This is a genomic window from Pedobacter cryoconitis, from assembly GCF_014207135.1.
Classification (GTDB): domain Bacteria; phylum Bacteroidota; class Bacteroidia; order Sphingobacteriales; family Sphingobacteriaceae; genus Pedobacter; species Pedobacter cryoconitis_D.
In genome coordinates, this window is the sequence record NZ_JACHCC010000004.1 from 110,471 (window position 1) to 131,165 (window position 20,695).

General features: G+C 41.5%; 21 protein-coding genes. 12 read left to right on the plus strand and 9 right to left on the minus strand.

The annotated features are described in order from the left end of the window. The first annotated feature begins 89 nt into the window (after positions 1-89). The 3 genes from HDF25_RS08125 to HDF25_RS08135 are packed head-to-tail and all read left to right on the plus strand — an operon-like array spanning position 90 to position 2,216. Positions 90-1,304, plus strand: coding sequence for a sensor histidine kinase (locus tag HDF25_RS08125; RefSeq protein ID WP_184624248.1), 1,215 nt, complete (start codon positions 90-92; stop codon positions 1,302-1,304). Continuing rightward, entirely contained in the window at positions 1,285-1,788 is a 504-nt protein-coding gene (locus HDF25_RS08130; RefSeq protein ID WP_184624249.1) for a DinB family protein, read from the plus strand. The genes HDF25_RS08125 and HDF25_RS08130 overlap by 20 nt, the downstream gene beginning before the upstream one ends. Then, positions 1,785-2,216, plus strand: a complete 432-nt coding sequence (locus HDF25_RS08135; RefSeq protein WP_184624250.1) for a hotdog fold thioesterase — start codon at positions 1,785-1,787, stop codon at positions 2,214-2,216. The genes HDF25_RS08130 and HDF25_RS08135 overlap by 4 nt, the downstream gene beginning before the upstream one ends. Before the next feature lie 3 nt (positions 2,217-2,219). On the opposite strand, the gene HDF25_RS08140 is transcribed toward HDF25_RS08135, so the two are convergent. Beyond that, positions 2,220-2,573, minus strand: coding sequence for a DUF6249 domain-containing protein (locus HDF25_RS08140; protein ID WP_260409340.1), 354 nt, complete (start codon positions 2,571-2,573; stop codon positions 2,220-2,222). 115 nt (positions 2,574-2,688) lie between these two features. Between HDF25_RS08140 and HDF25_RS08145 the strand changes: the two genes are divergently transcribed. The 4 genes from HDF25_RS08145 to HDF25_RS08160 all read left to right on the plus strand — a co-directional run bounded on the left by HDF25_RS08145 (position 2,689) and on the right by HDF25_RS08160 (position 4,753). Further along, the gene (locus tag HDF25_RS08145) at positions 2,689-3,255 is read left to right on the plus strand and encodes a Crp/Fnr family transcriptional regulator (RefSeq protein ID WP_184624251.1); all 567 of its coding nucleotides are present in this window, start codon (positions 2,689-2,691) and stop codon (positions 3,253-3,255) included. Between the two features lie 73 nt (positions 3,256-3,328). After that, positions 3,329-3,655, plus strand: coding sequence for a DMT family transporter (locus HDF25_RS08150; protein WP_184624252.1), 327 nt, complete (start codon positions 3,329-3,331; stop codon positions 3,653-3,655). Positions 3,656-3,707: 52 nt separating this feature from the next. Beyond that, positions 3,708-4,289 carry an RNA polymerase sigma factor gene (locus HDF25_RS08155; protein ID WP_184624253.1) on the plus strand — a complete coding sequence of 194 codons (582 nt, stop codon included), beginning with the start codon at positions 3,708-3,710 and terminating at the stop codon, positions 4,287-4,289. After that, on the plus strand, positions 4,286-4,753 hold the full coding sequence (locus HDF25_RS08160) for a hypothetical protein (RefSeq protein WP_184624254.1): 468 nt from the start codon (positions 4,286-4,288) through the stop codon (positions 4,751-4,753). Before HDF25_RS08155 ends, HDF25_RS08160 begins: the two co-directional genes overlap by 4 nt. Before the next feature lie 58 nt (positions 4,754-4,811). Here the strand turns inward: HDF25_RS08160 and HDF25_RS08165 are convergent, their stop codons facing one another. Together HDF25_RS08165 and HDF25_RS08170 are read right to left on the minus strand one after the other, a co-directional pair. Continuing rightward, entirely contained in the window at positions 4,812-5,372 is a 561-nt protein-coding gene (locus HDF25_RS08165; RefSeq protein ID WP_184624255.1) for a DUF2911 domain-containing protein, read from the minus strand. A 14-nt stretch (positions 5,373-5,386) separates the two neighbouring features. After that, positions 5,387-5,569 carry a hypothetical protein gene (locus HDF25_RS08170; protein WP_184624256.1) on the minus strand — a complete coding sequence of 61 codons (183 nt, stop codon included), beginning with the start codon at positions 5,567-5,569 and terminating at the stop codon, positions 5,387-5,389. A gap of 177 nt (positions 5,570-5,746) precedes the next feature. On the opposite strand from HDF25_RS08170, the gene HDF25_RS08175 reads away from it, so the two are divergent. From HDF25_RS08175 to HDF25_RS08195, 5 genes are all read left to right on the plus strand, one after another. Next, a complete protein-coding gene (locus HDF25_RS08175) occupies positions 5,747-6,367 on the plus strand; it encodes a TetR/AcrR family transcriptional regulator (protein ID WP_184624257.1) in 621 nt (206 codons plus the stop codon). Positions 6,368-6,384: 17 nt separating this feature from the next. Next, a complete protein-coding gene (locus HDF25_RS08180) occupies positions 6,385-7,680 on the plus strand; it encodes a TolC family protein (protein ID WP_317618190.1) in 1,296 nt (431 codons plus the stop codon). 19 nt (positions 7,681-7,699) lie between these two features. Further along, positions 7,700-8,764, plus strand: a complete 1,065-nt coding sequence (locus tag HDF25_RS08185) for an HlyD family secretion protein (protein ID WP_184624259.1) — start codon at positions 7,700-7,702, stop codon at positions 8,762-8,764. Between the two features lie 5 nt (positions 8,765-8,769). Continuing rightward, a complete protein-coding gene (locus HDF25_RS08190; protein WP_184624260.1) occupies positions 8,770-10,317 on the plus strand; it encodes a DHA2 family efflux MFS transporter permease subunit in 1,548 nt (515 codons plus the stop codon). 232 nt (positions 10,318-10,549) lie between these two features. Then, the gene (locus tag HDF25_RS08195) at positions 10,550-13,138 is read left to right on the plus strand and encodes a phosphoenolpyruvate carboxylase (RefSeq protein WP_184624261.1); all 2,589 of its coding nucleotides are present in this window, start codon (positions 10,550-10,552) and stop codon (positions 13,136-13,138) included. Positions 13,139-13,178: 40 nt separating this feature from the next. Here the strand turns inward: HDF25_RS08195 and HDF25_RS08200 are convergent, their stop codons facing one another. The 6 genes from HDF25_RS08200 to HDF25_RS08225 all read right to left on the minus strand — a co-directional run bounded on the left by HDF25_RS08200 (position 13,179) and on the right by HDF25_RS08225 (position 20,689). Beyond that, positions 13,179-16,241, minus strand: coding sequence for an efflux RND transporter permease subunit (locus HDF25_RS08200; protein ID WP_184624262.1), 3,063 nt, complete (start codon positions 16,239-16,241; stop codon positions 13,179-13,181). Next, positions 16,238-17,311 (minus strand): efflux RND transporter periplasmic adaptor subunit, encoded by a 1,074-nt coding sequence (locus HDF25_RS08205; RefSeq protein WP_184624263.1) that lies wholly within the window; start codon positions 17,309-17,311, stop codon positions 16,238-16,240. Before HDF25_RS08205 ends, HDF25_RS08200 begins: the two co-directional genes overlap by 4 nt. Positions 17,312-17,328: 17 nt before the next feature. Further along, positions 17,329-18,702 carry a TolC family protein gene (locus tag HDF25_RS08210; protein ID WP_184624264.1) on the minus strand — a complete coding sequence of 458 codons (1,374 nt, stop codon included), beginning with the start codon at positions 18,700-18,702 and terminating at the stop codon, positions 17,329-17,331. 35 nt (positions 18,703-18,737) lie between these two features. Continuing rightward, a complete protein-coding gene (locus HDF25_RS08215; protein ID WP_184624265.1) occupies positions 18,738-19,349 on the minus strand; it encodes a TetR/AcrR family transcriptional regulator in 612 nt (203 codons plus the stop codon). A gap of 137 nt (positions 19,350-19,486) precedes the next feature. Continuing rightward, positions 19,487-20,071 (minus strand): carboxymuconolactone decarboxylase family protein, encoded by a 585-nt coding sequence (locus tag HDF25_RS08220; RefSeq protein ID WP_184624266.1) that lies wholly within the window; start codon positions 20,069-20,071, stop codon positions 19,487-19,489. A 72-nt stretch (positions 20,072-20,143) separates the two neighbouring features. Continuing rightward, a complete protein-coding gene (locus HDF25_RS08225; protein WP_184624543.1) occupies positions 20,144-20,689 on the minus strand; it encodes a peroxiredoxin in 546 nt (181 codons plus the stop codon). Positions 20,690-20,695: the final 6 nt, after the last annotated feature.

The window sequence follows — 20,695 nt, forward strand, 5'->3', positions numbered from 1 at the left end:
ATTATGATCCACAAAGATATATTTTTTAAACGCTTGCCGTTCAATTGATATCTTTTTGAATGCTATTTTGTATTTTGCCTCCATATTCTATGAATCCATACGAAAAAAAGCGCCGCTGGAAGTTCTTCCTACTTATTTTTGCGATTGTAATCGGGACCGCATCGGTGTTCTACAGTGATTTTTTTGTAAAAAAAATGGAACGGGAAGAACAGGTTCAGTTTCAGTTATATGTAAAAGTAACCGAACAATCTCTGGTGATGTATGATGATGAACGTTTTACCGACCTGATCGGTACGATTATACAAAACACCAAACTTCCGGTTATCATCACCGGGGGGGACGGGACTATTACTGCCTATCAGGGCCTCGACTCAACTAAAACCAACTACGTACTGGATAAACAGCCGACAAAAAGATACGATCCTGCCTATTTTGAAAGGGAACTGCGACAGATGAAGTTACAGCACCCAGGCACGCCTATCATTGGTATGGATGGTAAAATCTGGCATATTTATCACAAGGACTCTTTTATTTTAACACAGCTCAGGTATTTCCCTTTTATACAACTGGGAGTTATCGCCCTGTTTTTACTGACGGCTTATGTTGCTTTCAGCTCGGCCAGGAGGGCCGAACAGGATCAGGTATGGGTCGGAATGGCCAAAGAAACCGCGCACCAGCTGGGTACCCCCATTTCATCTTTAATGGCCTGGGTTGAGCTGATGAAATCGCGTTTTAATGCAGAAGACGATCCGCTGATCGCAGAAATGGAAAATGATATTAAAAGACTGGAGGTTATTACTGACAGGTTTTCTAAAATTGGGTCCAAACCTGTACTGGAAGATCATGTGGTCTATACGGTAATCAGCAACTTCATTCAGTATTTCCAGCTGAGAACATCGGACAAGGTTGTCTTTAAGATTACGGGCGATGATCAGGTCCGTGCCTTACTGAATATCCCGCTGTTTGACTGGGTGATTGAAAACCTGCTTAAAAATGCCGCAAATGCGATTGAAAATGAAGGCAACATTACCGTTAACATTATTGAACATTTAGCTAAGGAAGAAGTATATATTGACGTCTCTGATACAGGAAAAGGTATTCCCAGATCTAAATTCGATGCTGTTTTTCAGCCGGGATATACCACCAGAAAAAGGGGCTGGGGATTAGGATTATCTTTGACTAAACGTATTGTTGAAAATTATCATAGTGGTCAGATCTTTGTCAAAGACTCTGAATTAGGCAAAGGCACCACTTTTCGTATCATCCTGAAAAGCAGTATTACTTATGAACCGACCTCAACCTAACGAGTACCCTGTATGGGCAGTAAACTACATTGAAAAGATAAGTGGTGATGTGATGGACGTATTACATCGCCAGTCTGATGAATTCCCTGATTTCGTCTCTGGACTGACCGCAAAAGCAGATTATACTTATGCGCCGGGAAAATGGACCATCAAAGAGATGACTGGTCATATCATCGATACCGAAAGGATCTTGGTTTACCGCCTGACCTGTTTTGCCCGCGGAGAAAAAAGTGAGCTCCCTGGTTTTGAGGAAGATGACTATGTAGCCAATGCACATTTTGCAGACCGCGACCTCGAGAGTCTTACCGGAGAGTTCAGATTGCTGAGAAAAGCAAACCTCTATTTATTCCAGTCGCTGAATGAGCACGAATTAAACCGCAGCGGAACAGCTTCTGAGAGACAAATCTCTGTTCGTGCCCTGCTGTATGTCATTGCAGGCCATGTTGCCCATCATACTCAAATCATTAAAGACAGATACCTATGATCTGGTTTACCGAATTTACTCCCGAACAACTTAATAACAGGCCTAAAAATCATCTGGGCGGCTTACTGGATATCCAATTCACCGAAATTGGTGAAGACTGGGTAACTGGAACGATGCCTGTGGATGAGCGCACACATCAGCCAGCCGGCATATTACACGGAGGGGCCTCTGTTGTGCTTGCAGAGACCCTGGGAAGTATTGCTTCCTATATGTGTATAGATCCCGAATCTTTTCAGGCAGTAGGGCTCGAAATTAATGCCAATCATTTACGTCCGGTTAAAAGTGGAAAAGTAACCGGAATCTGTAAATCTCTGCACAAGGGCGCAAAAACCCATGTCTGGGAGATCAAAATTTACGATGACAGAGGAAAAATGAATTGTATCAGCCGTTTAACTGTAGCTATCATTCCCAAGTCCCCTGCCAGCTGAAGATCAGTGTTTTTGTTTTAGTTCCTGCTGATCGAGCCATTTCTTCTCAATGGCATAAGAACAGATCAAACCCAATCCGCCAAAGATGGCGATACAGCCAAAATATACGGCCACTTCCTGATCTGAATGCAGGTTGAAACTAATAGTGCCTATTAAAGAGACCAGAAAACCTAAACCCAGACCGACCAGTAATAAACCGAACTTGAGACTAAGAAAAGGTTTTGGGGCAGAAGCACCTTCATTTGGATTGATGCCACGCTCTATTAAGGCCATTCTTTCTTTGCTCATTAAATATCTGATTCCAAAAATCATCGCGAATCCGCAAATGAATAAGGTAATTGGGACTAAAAATTCCATATTTTTATAATTTTAAATGTGAATACGCTGTTTTATATGTGTTATGATACTACGACAACATGATTTACAATCAGGTTACACCAGCCAGCATTTTTTTTCTTAAACCAACATCACTTTGCAAAACACGCTTGAAACTATAAAAAACATCTATCCTTTAAAAGAACAGCATTTAAACCTGCTTCTTCAGGAACTGTCAGTTGTTGAATTGCCCAAAAACCATTTGATTATTAAAGCTGATAAGGTAGAACGTTCTTTGTATTTTATTGAAACAGGTGTAGCGCGTGCTTATGTTGATGGACGAGATAACCGTATCACCTTCTGGTTCGGTATGGAAGGGGATATTATTCTTTCTTACCATAGTTATGTGAATAATAAGCCCGGTTATGAATCGATAGAACTGCTGGAAGACTGCCTGTTATACGAACTTAAAACTGAGGCGCTGGAACAATTGTATAATACACATACCGAACTGGCTAACTGGGGAAGAAAACTGGCCGAACTCATTCTGATCAAAACCGAAGAATCTTATATTGGCCGCTTGTTTAAGCCCGCCAAGGAACGTTATATTGATCTCCTGCAAACCGATCCACTACTTATTCAGCGAATCCCTCTGGGCCATATTGCGTCTTATTTAGGGGTTACACAAGTTACCTTAAGCAGAATCAGGGCCGAAGTCAGATAACAATTTCATTTTTTAACATTTGTAAAAAGACGCCCCGGTCACAAGCCGTACTTTTGTCTCAAATTAATAAATTATGAACTGGATCATTTTGATTATCGCGGGATTATTTGAAGTTGGCTTTACAACCAGCCTTAAACTTTCCAATAACTTTACCAACCTCAAATGGAGTGTTGCCTTTTTTATTTGTATCACTTTAAGCTTTTTATTTCTGAATAAAGCCACCCAGTCTTTACCTATGGGTACTGCTTACGCCGTATGGACAGGTATAGGAGCGGTAGGAACAGTTATTATAGGAATCCTCTATTTTGATGAGCCAGCCAACTTCTGGCGTATCTTTTTCATTGCAACGCTGATTGGTTCTATTCTGGGCTTAAAGTTCTTTGCCGGAGGCAGTCACTAATTATTTTAAAATTGCTGTAACCTATTCCTGCAGGCAGGCGTCCTAGCTACAGATGCAGCAGCAAGAAACAGATTTAGCTTTAATTACGGCAGTACTGGAAGGCAATACCGCGGTTTATACCGAACTGGTAAAGCGTCATCAGCGCTTTGTCTTTACTTTAGCTTTACGTTTCACTAAAAACAGGGAAGATGCTGAGGAAGTCGCACAGGATTGTTTTGTGAAAGCCTATCGTGCTTTAGGCACATTCAGGCAGACTTCTAAATTCTCGACCTGGTTGTATACCATAACTTATACAACGGCGATGACTCATCTAAGGAAGAAAAAGCTGGCTACCTTATCTTTAGATGAAGACGAAAGCCCGATCCAGCCCGAAAACCATATTTCCAGTTATACTGCTGAGTCTATAGAAAAGAAATCAGGTCATGTGTATTTAAATCAGGCAATTTCACTTTTGTCACCTGATGATGCTATGATTATTACGTTATTCTATAAAGGAGAACAGAGTCTGGAAGAAATGGCCGGAGTTTTAAGTATAGAGGCAAAAACCATTAAAGTAAAACTCCATCGGGCAAGAGCCAGGTTAAAAGAAAAACTGCAATATTTGTTAAAGGATGAAGTTAAAGAATTGATATGATGAGTATAGAGGAACAAATTTGGGATTATATTGACGGGAACCTTGATTCTGGTCAGAAAGCCGCTATCGGGCATAAAATAGCTACGGATGCGACATATCAGTCAGTTTATCAGGAACTGTTTGCGGTTCATCAGCAAATGGAAACGATAGAGCTGGAAGAACCCTCCATGTCTTTTACCAGAAATGTCATGGAACAGGTGAAACTGGAAATACAACCCGTTTCCTTAAAAACAAAGATAGACCATAAGATTATCCTGGGCATTGCCTCGTTCTTTATCCTGGCATTGGTTTCTGTTCTGGTTTATGCGGTTTCTAATGTTCAGTTTACAGTCGCTAAATGGACCCTGCCCACATTAAATATAGAACCTTTCATTACCCCTTTTTCAATCAGAATATTTCTATTTATAGATCTCCTGATAGGCCTCATTTGTATAGATAGCATATTCAGAAAAAAACGGGCATAAAAAAGAGGGAGACTAATAAGTCTCCCTCTTTTTTATAATCCAATTTACAGCGTAAATATTATTTTATCGTTACCGGAACTTCAACCGAAGTTTTGTCCCATGCAATAATTAAGTTAGCTCCGGATGCATTTGGTGTAAAAGTAATCGCCAGGGCTTCTACAACAGATGACAAAGGTTTAACTGGTACAGTTACCCGTACTACGTCTTTACTCTGGTCATAGGTATAAGCTCCCCAACGGTCAGTCTGTTTATTGATAATCACAGTCCAGCTATCTTTTTCCGGGATCGCAAATAAACTGTAGGTACCGGCAGGAATTTCCTGTTTTCCGATAGTTACCGGTTTAAAAAACCTGATCTCTGTACTTTCATTTGCTCCTGCTCTCCATACCTGCCCGAAAGGCTCCAGTTTACCAAAGATCTCACGTCCTTTAAGGGAAGGTCTTGAATAAACGACTTTAATCAGCGGAGAAGAGTTATCCCCCTTTTTTACCTTGGCTGCATTAACAGGATAATAAGAAATATCCGCAGGGCTGGTATCCAAAGCCGGGAATTTAACTTCCTGGGCCTGAACGGCAAAGGCAAATAATGCCATTACAATTAACAGATTGAGCTTTTTCATATATAATGAAATTATTAGTATTTACGTCCTTTGACAACAGAGTTAACAAAAACAGCGCCTGTAATCAGTCCCAGGACTCCACCAAATAGTGACCATAAGAAACTACCTGAGATCACTGCTGCTGTTGCAATTCCACATACAAGGCCTAAAACGCCATAAACCCAATCAAAACTTTTCTTGTTTTCTACTTTAGTCATGTTAAAAAAATTGATGAACCAAAGGTATTGATTTATTTTAAAATAGAAAGGATTCAGCCTTTTATCAAAAATAATGTACTCTTCTTATTGTCAGAAATGTGTAAATTGTGATTAAAATCATTATTTCTTTTCAAAATCAATCAATCGATTGATTAATTTTGACCCATCAAATCAAAAATGGAAAAGCCAGATAAAAGAAATAGCATTTTAATCGCTGCCCAGGAACTATTTTCTGAGCTGGGATATGAAGGTACTTCTACCCGCCTGATTGCAAGGGAATCAGGTGCTAATATGTCTATGATCAATTATTACTTCGGGTCGAAAGAAGGTGTCTTCCTGGAAGTAATCAACGAGAGAATTACAGGTTTCAAAGCACAGTTAATTAGTATCAATGAGGATAATATTCAGCCATTGGAAAAATTAATTAAAGTAATTGAAGGATATACCAGACGTATTCTCTCTGACATCCCCTTTCATAAGATGATGCACAGGGAGCTTTCGTTAGCACAGCGCCCGGAAATGTGTTTCAAATTAAAAGACGCGATGTCAGGAAATATGCAGCTGATTGAAACCATCATCCTCGATGGGATTGCATCCGGTGCATTTAAACCTGTTGACATCCGAATGCTGATCGCCACTATTATGGGGACAATCAGCAGTGTTGCCACTATGCCTTCTAAAATAACTGAAGGATCTATTTTAGACATTACCATTCCAAAAGACAAAGAGATTTTAACCGACCGCCTCATCACACATCTGAAAGATCTGGTCACCACCTATTTAACACCCCAAAAATGATACACAAAACAATTAAAATGAGTTGCTTCGCTCTCCTGCTGCCAGGCATGCTCTATGCACAGAACATCAAAAAACTGACGTTGCAGGAGGCGATTCAGTTAGGGATAGAAAACAGCAAGAACTTAAAGCTTTCTCAGAATAAAATTGACGAGGCGATGGCTAAGCTGGATGTCACTAAAGACAACGCTCTCCCAACCGCCAAAGCAAGTGTGATGTACAATCATGCTGAAATTCCGGCTAACCAATTGGTTTTAGACGGTGGCAGTCCTATTTTCCTTCCTAAACGTGCTGATGCCTTTGTAGGTACCGCATCGGTACAACAGCTGGTTTATGGTGGTGGCAAGATGAGGTATGCAAGACAGAGCACTAAATTACTCGCTGATGTTGCCCGTCTGGATGCAGATAAAAACCAGGAAGAAGTAACGTATGCAGTTATCGACACTTATTATTCATTATATAAAGTGGCCCAGAGTAAAAAGGTTGTTGCGCAAAATTTAGCCGCTGTAGCCAGTCAGCTAAAACAATCTCAACGCTTTTTTGAACAGGGGATTGTGACGAAAAATGATGTACTGAGATTCCAGCTTCAACAGGCAAATATCACCCTGACTGACCTGGATATCGAAAGCAATCGTAAGATCATCAATTACAATCTTGATATCCTTTTAGGCTTACCTGAAGATACTGAAATTGATATCACTGATCCGTCAACCGGTCAGAAAGAGGTAGCCTCATTGAATACTTATATTGATCAGGCTTTAGCTTCCCGTCAGGAATTAAGAGAACTTGACCTCCGTAATCAAGTTGCCGAAATAGACATTAAAACGGTTAAAGCGAATGCTACGCCAACATTTGGTATAGGTGCAGATGTATATTACATCAACCCTAACGGAAGTTTGCTTCCTAAGTCTCATGACTATATCCTGCCTATGACTGCAAGCGCGACCCTTTCATGGAACATCGGCACATTATGGACCAATAAACATAAGATAACCGAGGCAAGAGTTCAGCAGAAGAGTATTGTTCTCCAGAAAGATATTCAGTCAGATAATGTGAAAACTGAGATTAACAAAAATTACCAGACTTACATTGTAGCCAAAAACAAAATTAAGGTACTGGAAACCTCTATCGACCAGGCTACTGAAAACGACAGGTTACTCGAATCAAAATACAAAAACAATGTAGCTTCTGCGATTGACAGAATTGATGCTGAAACGCTTTTATACCAGGCCAAAATCAATCTGGAACTGGCAAAAGCCGATGCAGGCCTCGCCTACTATACTTTATTAAAATCAACAGGAAAAATTTCTCAATAATATCATAATCCATCTAGTAATGACAACAGAATCGACAACGGAACCGACAATCGAAACTAAAAAGAAAAGTAAAATTGTCCCTATAATATTAGCCGTGCTGATAGTTATAGGCGCCATCTTTGGCGTAAAAGAATATATGTATTACCGTAACCATGTAGATACCGATGATGCACAGATTGATGGAGATATCAGTCCGGTAGTTGCACGTGTTGGTGGTTATGTAAATGAGATCAAATTTGAAGAAAACACAAAAGTAACTGAAGGCCAGACGCTGGTTACTTTAGATGACAGAGACTTTAAAGTGAAACTGGAACAAGCTATGGCGGGCCAGAAAGGTGCGGATGCTGGCGTTGGCGTTTCTGAATCACAAATCATTGCAACTTCTGCCAACACAGGAACAGCTAAAGCAAATATTGAATCTGCAAAAGTAAAATTATGGCAGGCACAGAAAGACTTTGACCGTTATGCTAACCTGATTAAAGACGGATCTATTACACAACAACAGTTTGACCAGGCTAAAGCGACAAGAGATGTTGCACAGGCAGCTTACAACGCAGCTCAGGATCAATATACTGTTGCCCTGAAACAAATCGGCACAACGAAATCGCAGCTTGCAGTAAGCAGCAACAGTGTATCACAACATCAGTCGGATGTTGACTTCGCTAAACTGCAGTTATCTTATACAGACATCAAAGCACCTGCAACTGGTATCGTTTCTAAGAAAAGTATACAAAAAGGACAGTTAATCCAGGCAGGACAGTCTTTATTCTCTATTGTGAATGAAAACAGCCTTTATGTAACTGCAAACTTTAAAGAAACACAATTAGAAGATATCCGTGCTGGTTTAAAAGTTGAGGTTGAAGTGGATGCTTTCCCTGACCAGAAAATTGCAGGTGAAGTTTATAACTTCTCTCCCGTAACTGGTGCTAAAGGTTCATTACTGCCTCCTGACAATGCTACAGGTAACTTCGTTAAAGTTGTTCAGCGCGTACCTGTTAAAATCAAACTTAAAGCCTCAAAAGAAATGTTGGATAAACTACGTCCGGGTATGAGTGTGAAAGTTTCTGTAACTACAAAAGATTAAAAAAAATGGCCGAGCATGGTTTTAAAAAATGGATAATCACGTTCACAGTGATCACAGCTTCTCTACTGGAGCTGATTGATACCACTATTGTGAACGTGGCTTTACCACAAATTCAGGGTAACCTGGGTGCAACCCTCGAGGATGTAGCCTGGTTATCAACCGGATATGCCGTTGCGAATGTAATTGTCCTGCCCATGTCGGGCTGGCTGGGCAGCCGTTTCGGGCGTAAAAATTATTTTCTTACTTCCATCATTGTCTTTACAATAGCCTCTTTTCTCTGCGGTAACGCAACTTCATTAGGTGAACTGGTCATGTTCCGTATTTTACAAGGGATAGCAGGTGGTGGATTAATCTCTACTGCACAGGCAATTCTGATAGAAACCTGGCCCCGTGAAGATATTGGTATAGCCACCGCTTTATTTGGATTAGGTGCCGTAGTAGGCCCGACTGTGGGTCCTACTATCGGGGGGTATATTCTGGATATCAGTTCATGGCCATGGATATTTTATGTAAACATTCCGGTCGGAATTCTCGCCGCGTACTGTACTATAACGTACATTCGAAAGACGCCGAGGGACGGGCAGGGTCTACCTGTCGACTGGTGGGGTATTGCATTACTGGCGATTGCTGTAGGAAGTTTACAGACAGTACTGGAAAAAGGAGAAAGCGAAGACTGGTTCGCAACAGGATATATCACGTTCTTAGCGGTAGCTTCTGTAATTGGTCTGCTGCTGTTTATCTGGCGTGAAATGTCTACAGACCACCCGATTGTAAACTTCAAGATTATGCGTCACAGAAGTTTCTCTATCGGGATGTTCACTTCATTTATCCTTGGTTTCGGATTATATGGATCTGTATTCGTATTCCCTGTATTCTGTCAGAATTTACTGGGCTTCTCTCCTCTTCAAACCGGAGAGCTGTTGTTCCCGGGCGGGATCTGTACCATTCTGATGATGCCATTTATTGGTATATTCCTCAAAAAAGGAATCCCTGCACAGTTTATGGCCACAATCGGTATGTTCCTGTTCTTTGTGTTCTGTAATATGTTAAGTAAATCAACCCTTTCTTCGGGAACCGGAGATTTCTTCCTGCCTCTGGTCATCAGGGGTATTGGTATGGCCCTGTTGTTTGTTCCGTTAACAACACTGGCTATTCAGGATCTGAAAGGTGCAGAAGTAGGGCAAGGTTCAGGATTAAACAACATGATGAGACAACTGGGCGGGTCATTTGGTATTGCGGCTTTAACAACCATGATCCATACCCGTCAGGGCTTCCACAGAAGTAATTTACTGGCTAATGTCAATGAATATAACCCGGCATTTACAGACAGACTGAATGCTTTTATCAGGAATTTCATGTCCAAAGGGTATAGTTTACTTGACGCTAAGACAATGGCAATGAAAGCTATTGATGGTACTGTAACCAAGCAAGCGCTGTTATTAACTTATAGCGATGCTTACTGGTTAGTTGGTCTGGTTCTGTTATGTTCTATTCCGCTTCTTTACCTGCAAAAATTCAAAAAGAACGTGAATGTACCGGTGGATGTTCACTAAAAATTACTGTAAAACAAAAACAGGCTGTCCTCCCGGGCAGCCTGTTTTGTTTACAAAAAAGACAATGTCGCTACACACAACAAATGCTTATACTTTTAAAAGAGTTAAAAAACCTTAATGAAAGCAATTTATAGTTATTTGTTATTAAATGCAAAATAAATTTATTAACATTATTGTATAGCTCTTCCCGTCATTTTTCCGTAGCTTAAGCTCGAAAAAAGCCCCCTTTGATATGACGCAGAAACTAAGAGTTACAGGACAGCGAGAATCAATTTTCAACAATGAAGTTGTCTCCAGATTTGAGCTTTACAACAGCCTGTTCCTAACCCTCCCTTTTTATAAAATCAAGGATACCGGTACATTGTTACCCCTTTTTATTAAACATTGTGATGATGGAGTGAAAAACCTTGAAACTCCGGCAGAGATTATTAAGACCTTTTTTGACCGGTATACCCAGGCGACGGATCCCAAGGATATTGTTGACTTATTGTTCCGGTTTATTCAATACATTGAACGTCAGGTTGTTTTATTTGACGCCGTAGAAGATGCCTCTTTTAACAAATTAAATACTGCAGAAGATCAGAGTTCACTGAGATCTCTGCTGAGAAAGAGTGAATTTAATACGGAACTGCATGAAAAAACAGCTCAGCTGATAGAAGATTTTTCTCTCCGCCTGGTCCTGACCGCACACCCTACACAGTTTTATCCTGGCAGTGTATTGTCGATTATTAACGATCTGACCTCAGCGATAAAAATCAATGACATCAACACGATCAATCAGCTACTCCAGCAACTCGGGAAAACGCCTTTCTTTAATAAAAAATCGCCGACACCGGTAGATGAGGCTCTCAGTCTGACCTGGTACCTGGAAAATGTATTTTATTTCGCTGCAGCCAACATACAGTCCGAAATAGACAGCAGCCTTGAAGAATATAATATCCCAACTAAAAAAGTCATAGAACTGGGTTTCTGGCCTGGAGGTGACAGGGACGGCAATCCTAATGTACATGCAAAGGATACCGTACAGGTTTCCAAAATGCTGCGTCAGATCCTGTTCCGCTGTTATTACCGGGATTTCCGGAACCTGAAACGCAGGATTACTTTCAGAGGAGTTGAAGAAACGGTCTATAAAGTACAGGATATCCTGTATAAAAATGCCTTTGATACGAATATCACCCCTGAGAATATTTCTTCTTTCCTGATCGAAAACCTGAATAAAATTAAAGATACGCTGATAGAATTCCACGATGGTCTGTTTGCCGGCCTGGTGGATGATCTGCTGCGTAAGGTCGGGCTGTTTGGCTGCCATTTTGCTTCTCTGGATATCAGGCAGGACAGCAGGGTACTGCGCGATGTCCATGCTTACTGCAGAAAATTTAAACCAATCAACTCTCTTTTTCCTGAGAACTATGACTCCTTAAGTGAAGAAGAAAAAATACAACATCTTTCTTTCAAGAACGCCAGGGTTAATTATCCGGGGGATGCTGATTCGCTCACTGATGATACTTTACAGACGATTGCAGAACTCAGGGAAATACAACAGCAGAATGGTGAACTGGCCTGCCACCGCTATATTATCAGTAATTGTCAGCAGGCAAGTGATATCCTCCAGCTAATGGAATTGTTTTTATGGAACGGGTGGGATGAGAAAGAACTGAACATAGATTTTGTCCCATTATTCGAAACAGTGAACGATCTGGAAGGTGCTTCGGAAATCATGGAACGATTGTATACGCATCCTTTTTACAGGAAGCACCTCGAAAGCAGGGGGAATAAGCAGGATATTATGCTCGGTTTCTCGGATAGTACAAAGGATGGTGGTTATTTAATGGCCAACTGGTCTATTTTTAACGCCAAGGTGGCCTTAACGGCTACCTCGACGGCACATCATATCCGCCTGGCATTTTTCGACGGCCGTGGAGGCCCCCCTTCAAGAGGAGGCGGTAAAACGCATCGTTTTTATGCTTCTATGGGTAAGGAAATCGCAAACAAAAATATCCAGCTGACCATACAGGGGCAAACTATCAGCTCACAGTACGGCTCTATTGACAGTGCGAGCTTTAACATGGAGCAGCTGATCAATGCCGGTATTTCTTCGGGACTGAAGGAAAAACATAATATTTTACTCGATACAGTGCACCAGGAAGTCTTAAATGTAATGGCCAAAGATAGTTTTGATGCTTTTGTAAGCCTGCGTAAACACCCGCTGTTTTTAGAATACCTGGAGCGTTTCTCTCCATTGAGTTTATTATCTAAAATCACGATCAGCAGCAGGCCGGTCAAAAGAAGTTCGGGTGAAAAATTACGCCTGGAAGATCTCCGGGCGATCAGTTTTGTAACTGCCTGGGGCCAGCTTAAACAGAATATCCCTGGTTTTTATGGAATCGGTACGGCTTTAAAAAACCAGGAAGCCTCGGGTAACTGGGAGAAAATCCGTAAAACCTATCAGGAATCAGGTTATTTTAAAACTATCATTGACAACTGTATGATGTCAATGAGCAAAACTGATTTTTCTATTACGGCTTATTTTGGCAAAGACCCTGTATTTGGTGATTTCTGGAATATGCTTCGTGACGAATATGAGCGTTCGAAAGAAATGCTGTTAAAACTGGCAGGTCATACCGTGCTGATGGAAAACTATCCGGTAGAGAAGAGATCTATCGCTGTGCGCGAAAAAATTGTACTTCCTCTGGTGCTGATCCAGCATTATGCTTTAGAGAAACTGCAGCATGAACTAACTGAACAGGCACATCAGGCCTATGAGAAACTAGCGATAAGAACCGTTTACGGGATTGTCAATGCGGGCAGGAACTCTGCCTGATCATTAAAAAAAAGGGACCTTGTCAGGTCCCTTTTTTTGTTTAAATCTCTGTTTTTTCATCCACCTCAATGGCAGGTGGAATCAACTCGTAAATAATCGGGGTAACAATTCTGGATAATAAAGTAGAACTGATCAACCCGCCGATTAAAACAATCGCAAGCGGAGCAATTAAAGGATTGGTAGATATTGCAATCGGGATCAATCCTCCGATAGCGGTCAGTGAAGTCAGTACAATAGGTAAGAAACGAACCTCACCAGCCTCCCGTATTGCCTCCTGAAGGCTCTTGCCCTGCTGTCTCAGCTGATTGGTAAAATCAACCAGCAGGATCGTATTTTTCACTTCTATTCCTGCCAGCGCAATCAGCCCGATAATCGCTACAAAAGATAAGGAATTACCTGTAAGCCATAATGCCACAGCTGCCCCTACTACGCCTAAAGGTATCACTGATAGTACAATCAGTGTACTTTTGAAGGTCTTGAAGAGCAGGATCAATACTGCGATAAACAGGAATACGGTTACCAGGATAATGCTTAAGAAGCCACCGAATGAATTATTCCGCGACTCAACTTCTCCGCCCATCTCATAACTGTAACCGGCAGGCAGCTTCAGTTTATTCATTTTCAGAACCACATCATCGATCACTCTGTTGACCAGAAAACCTTCCTGTACATTCGCCTGTACGGATACAACCCGCTTTTTCTCCTGGTGATTAATCACTGCCGGTGAAGCTTCGAGTTTCAGGTCGGCAATCTGGTTCATCGGCAATGCCACTCCTTTTGCGTTATCGACATATAAATTCCGGAAAGCATCCATCCCTGGCCTGCCCTCTTTGGTCCGGGTGAGTAAAACACCGTAGCCATTTTTATTATCATTATTGTAAAAGGTACCCAAGCTGAGCCCCGTTACTGCAAGTCTGGCAGTCCGGTCAATATTCACTGTTGATACACCTGCCAGTTGTGCTTTTTCTTTATTCACAACTACACGGATATCGCTCTTTAACAGGTTAACAGGGTTATTGATATACATATTGCCTGGCACTTCATGCAACAGTTTCTCCACCTGGATAGAGAGTGCCCGCAAAGTATCCAGATTATCGCCGAAAAGACGTACTTCTACAGGTGCAATGACCGGCGGCCCCTGCTGGAAATTTTTCACCTCAATTTTAGCCCCGGGATAGTGTGCCCAGTGCTGCTGTAATCGTTGAATCAGCCTGAGTTTCTTGTCAGGCGAAGTATCATCATCGAGCTGTACAAACAACTGTGCAAAATCACTCCGGTCATTCTCTGGTATCACGTTATAATAAATCCTCGGGTTTCCTTTGCCAACATTCGTCGAATAATATTTCACCTCAGGCTCTTTTTTAAGCTCTTTTTCTATCGCTCTGGCAATGGTATCTGTATAAGACAGATTGGATTGATTAGGCGTGGTAATATTAACCAGGAACTGTGGTTTTTCTGAAGCAGGGAATAAACTGAACCCAATCACCTTAAACAAAAAGACAGAAGAAGCAAAAAGTACCACAGCTACTGAGATTGTCAGTAAGGGTTTTTGCAAGGCTTTATCCAGCAAACGGGCATAACTACCATGAATCAGCTTTTTTAAGCCTCTCATCAGCAGATTTCCTTCGGGGTTTCCGACATGGGATTTCAGCAGACGGCTGGATAAAAAAGGGATAATGGTTAAAGACACCAGCATTGAAGCCATTACACAGAAAATAACAGCCAGCGGCAGTGACCTGATAAAGTCTCCTGAGCCTTCGGGTAAAAACACCAGTGGCATAAAAGCAATAATCAGGGTAATGGTACAACCTACTACGGCCATCCCAATCTGTTTTGTTGCTTTAAGCGTAGATTCCAGACGGCTATGACCTTCGAGCATCCAGCGTTCTATATTCTCCACCACGACAATACTATCATCGACAAGCAGTCCCAAAGCAACCACCAGACCAACAATACTCAGCTGGTTCAGGTTAAATCCGAATAGCTGTAAAAGCACAATCCCGATAGCGAGTGAAAGCGGAATAGAAATCATCACAATGATAGCGGGTCGCATCCCCAGTGGTAATAAAGTAACTGCGACCAGTAAAATTGCAATGATAAAATCGTGTCCCAGGCCTGTTAACCTCCTGTTTACATTATCAGCCTGATCAAAATTCTGAACCAGGTCAATATTTGCAGGCAGCGTTTTTTTGAAACTGGCCAGCACAGGCTCATAAACTTTTTGTGTTTTACTGATGTTCTCTCCTTCTTTCTGCGCCGCGGTCACAAATAAACACCTGTGCCCGTTTAAACGGGTAATATGTTTTTCTTCTTCATAGCCATAATATACCCGGGCTATGTTTTTCAGAATAATATTTTTCCCTCCGGCTGCATATACAATTGTATTCTGAACGGCCTCCAGGGTACGGTATTCATTGGTAATAATATTAAATGTCTGATGTGAAGCATCTACACTACCGCCTGGAATACTCGCCATTTCACTTTGAAGGCTATTGGTTACGGCACTGACCGGTAAGTTCATCTGCGCCATTTTTTCAAGATCAAGTTCTATTCTGACCTGTTGTCTGGGCAAGCCAAAAATGGACACCTTTTTGAGTGCAGCCACTTTTTCCAGTTCATCCTGAAGTTTCTCTGCATAGTACTGCATTTTACTGCGTGCAGCATTCTCCGAAACCAGGGCAACCTGCAAAATATTGACATCAGATGGTTGCTGTTTCTGGATCTCTATACTATAAATATCCGCTGGCAACTCACTCCTCTTACTGTTAACTTCTCTTACAATTTCCTGGTATTTCCCTTCTACACTACTGCTGTATTTGTAGTCAACACGCAAAACAGCCACGCCGTTAGAGATGCTGGTCCTAATTCTTTTAATATCATCCAGCCCTGAAATCGTTTTTTCCAATGGGGTCACTACTCTGTCCTCGATATCTCTCGGACTGGTTCCGGGATAAACAATCACCACAGAAAATGAGGGGGCATGCATTTCCGGGTCTTCGGAACGGGGCATGCTCAACATAGTGGTAATTCCGAGGACGATAATCATCAGAAAAATCACCAGGGTAAACTGGCTGTTTTTTACAGCATAATCTGATATTTTCATCTTGCAGCAGTTAATGATGAATGGATAGTAATGGCGCTATTATCAGTCAGATAAGCTGATCCGGAAATAATTAATGCTGAAGCATCCTGTAAACCGTCGCTGATAGTCACTGTGTTTTTTTCAATCCCTGCGATAGTGACCTTCACTTTATGTGCTGTTTTGTTATCATTGGTGATAAATACATAACCGCTGTTCCCGTCTCCGTCCAGTAAGGCCTCATAAGGGATCTGCCAGGTTCCTTTATGCGCTGCATGGGCCGAGGGTGTAATGGTGGCCTTGCCAAACATTCCGGCAGCTATCGCCTGTGGCTTCTTTCCTGTCAGGCTGATATAAGCTGTAAAAGTACCTGTAGCAGCATCCACACCTTCTGATTTACGGCTCACTACGCCTTCCAGAAACTGTCCGGGAGCGGCTGTCGTTTCTATCCTGGCATGGTCATTCAATTTCAACTGAGCCCATTCGTGGTCACTGATCCCTACTTTCAGCTGCCATTTCCCATTCTGCGCACCATTAGTCTGCAAGACTGCTGTACCTGAAGACACCTGCTGACCAACATCAGCCAGTTTTTTTAAGATAAATCCGTTTTCAGGGGCATGGATTTCAGAGTATTTCCTGTTAAAAGCCACCAGATTGAACTGCTGCTGAGAAACCTGAAGGGCGGTTTTGCTATTCTGTAATTGCTCGAGTGTAGCTACGCTATCTTTGTAAAGATTTAAGGTACGCTGATAATCACGTTTTGCCTTTTCCTGTCCCAATTGTGCCTGCTGTACCTGGGCATTAATCTCTGTAAGGTTCAGTGTGGCCAGTAACTGTCCTTTTTTCACTGCATCTCCCTCTTTAACCAAAAGGCTGTTTATAATCCCCCCGGTTTTGAAGGATAATAAAACTTCGTCATCAGTGGTAAACTGACCTGACACTGCGATAGCAGTAGTATTGTTTTGCTGATCCAGTTTCATCAGCTGAACGGGAATAGTATCTCTATCCGTTTTATGGGTAACCGGAGCCGAATTTTTGCAGGCAAATAGTGTCGATGCACACAGCAATAAGGTTACATAATGAAAAGCTTTCATGTGTTTATGTTTTAGTGTTAATTGGATAATGGATAAGAAGCCTGGTTACGTTCCAGTTCTGCGAGGGCAATCTGCAAGGCTGCCTGCGCGTCAGCCATTCGCAGCCTGGCACTGGTCAGCTGATCCTGGGCATCAATGAGCTCGAGGTACAGTAACTGTCCGGCATGATAGGCTTTAAGCTGATCTCTGTAATATTTCCCGGCAAAGGATAAACCTGCTGTAGCACTGCTGCAGGCTGCCTGTGCAGAGCGGTAATTGTTATAGGACTGCGTCAGCTGCAATTGAAATGCCTTTTCCGTCTCCTCTATTTTTGCTTCAGCAGAACGGATATTGGATTGTGCCTGCGCCGCACGAAATTTGTTTTTACCTCCTGTAAAAATATCCCACTGAAGGTTTACACCCCAAAGGTAATAGCGGGTTTTATCATTAACCTGAAAAGCTGTTCCCTGAGAGCCCAGATCAATGAAAGTACTCAGCTTGGGGATGATATTGGAGCGCTGTAATTTATAATCCAGGTTATTGACCTCTTTCATAAAGTGTAGTTGCTTCAGTTCCTCGCGGTTACCGCTGCCACCGGTCGTATCAGGTACCAGCGAGACATCGGCAATAGCCAAACCCTCTGTATGGATAGAATCCGTTAAAGACCGGTTTAATAAAAAATTAAAATAGGCACGTGCATTTTCTACGTTTTTTTGGGCATTGATTAAAGCTGAACTTGTCTTTTGCTGTTCCGTCTGTGCCCGTAGTAAAGCTGTACCGTTTCTTACTCCATTTTTTAACAGACTGGTATTAACCCTTATATTTTCATCAATCAGGATCATTGCACTTTTATACGCTTCAACGCCCTGCATTGCCTGATAATATTGATAATAGGCCGTCTTCACATCTTTGACCAATGCCCTTTTATAGACATTTACCGCAGCTTGCTGACTACTTATCAATTGTTTTTTGATCAGGCTGTTATACCGGATCTCAGCATTAATCAGTGGCAATGAGGTTCTCATCTTCACATCATAAAAATTGTCTGGATTCAATAAGAATGACTGATTTGGCAGCTGCGGATATTTATTTGAAGAGGTAAGCTGATTTAAAGCTGTGTAAATCGGATTCACCAGATCACCTACCGGTACATCGATGGTCCGGCCACCAGCTGCTTTGGTATAGCTGCCCAACAGGCTCACTGTTGGCATATACATCGCTTTAGCTTCTTTCAAGGCAAACATAGAGCGTTCAAGGTCAAAATTTTGCTGCTTTAACCCCAGGTTCTGTGCAAAAGCCGATGTGATATAATCATCGAGCTGCCTGTTTTTTTGTTGTGCCGAAACGGTGTTCCAGCTCATGAGCATTCCTCCGGCAAGGATTACAAATGATTTAATAAACGAGGTATACATAATAAACAGTGTTTAGTGTAGGTTCAAAAAAAGGGCTACGCCCTTATTGCTTCTAAGTATTCTTCCACAGCCCTGAATAGCGTAAAACGAATATCTTCATCTACAGGGACCATAATCTTTAAACGACAGCGGAGGTTCAATGACACGAGCCCGTGTACCATAGACCAGATCTGTAAGGCAGCGAGCTGTATATCTTTAAAAATCAACAGATTACCCTTCATGCATTCTTCAAGGCACTGAACAAGGAAGGCAAATGTATCTCCTCCGTTGCTCTGGTGCAATTTTTCATCAACATTCATGGGCGCCCTGATGATAAACATCAGATCGTATAATTCAGGGTTATCCAGCCCAAAAGCGACATAGAGCTTACCTAACTGCTCTAATCTTTCCAACGGGTCTTTACTGACCGCTCCTGCCTTAAATGCCTCCAGCAGTTTGCCATAGGCCTGACGCTGAACTTCATAAAGCAATTCGTCTTTATCTTTATAATAAAGATAGATGGTACCAGGACTGTATTCAATAGAATCTGCAATATTGCGGATCGAGGTTTTTGCATAACCCTCTTCCAGGAACATTTTCATGGCCGCGGTCGTGATCATCTGCTTCATCTCTTCTCTTACACGCTCTTTTCTTTCAGCTATCCCCATATTATTAGATTATACAGCGCAAATATAATGAACGGTGTTCAGTAAATGCAAATATTTGACAGTTTTTATTTTAAACGGGTCAAAAAAAAGGGAGATACCTGGTCAGGCATCTCCCTTTTTATAAGGATATTAGAGATCTAGTAAAGGATTTTACCCGCAGATGTAACGATTGAAGCAATACGTACTGCATCAAAAACACGTTCTTCAGTAGCTCCAAGGCCAAGGATAGATTTCTCATGTGCATTCACACACATTTCACACCCGTTGACAGCAGAAACCGCTAAACTCATCAGTTCGAAAAATTCTTTACCAGTTACCGGGCTGCTCATTAACTGCATTCTTACACGTGCAGGGATCTGTGTATATTTCTCTTTACCAGTAAAGTGACGGAAACGGTAGAATACATTATTTAAAGCTAATAAAGAGGCACATCCTGCCGCTTCAGCAATTTCTTCAACTGTAGCTTCTTTTGCCAGGGCATGTTTCTCGAAGAACTCAGTCAATACTTTATTGTTGTTATTTACTGCGATGCTTAAAGCTAATAAAGCACATTCCTTTTCAGTCATATGTGCTGAAGTTAATGTACTCGAAAAATTAAGTTTAAGGTCACGTACATATCTTGAGTTACCTTTCTCCAGCAAATGGATACTTTCATTTCTGTAGTCGGGGTTTAAGCCCACAATATTTAATAATTCCTGTATAGTTTCAGTGATTTCACTCATGATGTTTGTAATTTATAGGGTACAAAAAATCCCTGCAAAATGCATTTACAGGGATTTCTATATTAAAAAAGATTAAACAGTTAAAGTAGCTTCGCCTTTTTCCCAGTTACAAGGACAAAGTTCGTCAGTCTGTAAAGCATCAAGTACTCTTAATACTTCTTTAACATTACGTCCAACGCTTAAGTCATTCACACTTGCCCAACGGATAATTCCTTGTGGATCAATGATGAAAGTTGCACGGTAAGCGATTTTTTCAGTTGGCTCTAAAATGTCTAATGCTTCTGCCAATGATTTAGAAGTATCAGCAAGCATAGGGAATTTTAAACCACGTAAATCATCATGGTTATGTCTCCAGGCTAAATGCACATTCTCTGAATCTGTAGATGCACCGATTAAAGTAGTATCACGGTCACGGAATTCACCAAAATTCGCATTGAATTCAGCGATTTCAGTTGGGCAAACAAAAGTAAAATCTTTCGGCCACCAGAACATACAAGTCCATTGGTTATTTTCATTGACTAAAGACTCAGAAGTTAATGTTTCAAACTCTTTACCTTTCTCGATACTAACGACAGCTGTTTTCGAATACGACGGGAATTGTTCACCTATATTTATCATAATGTT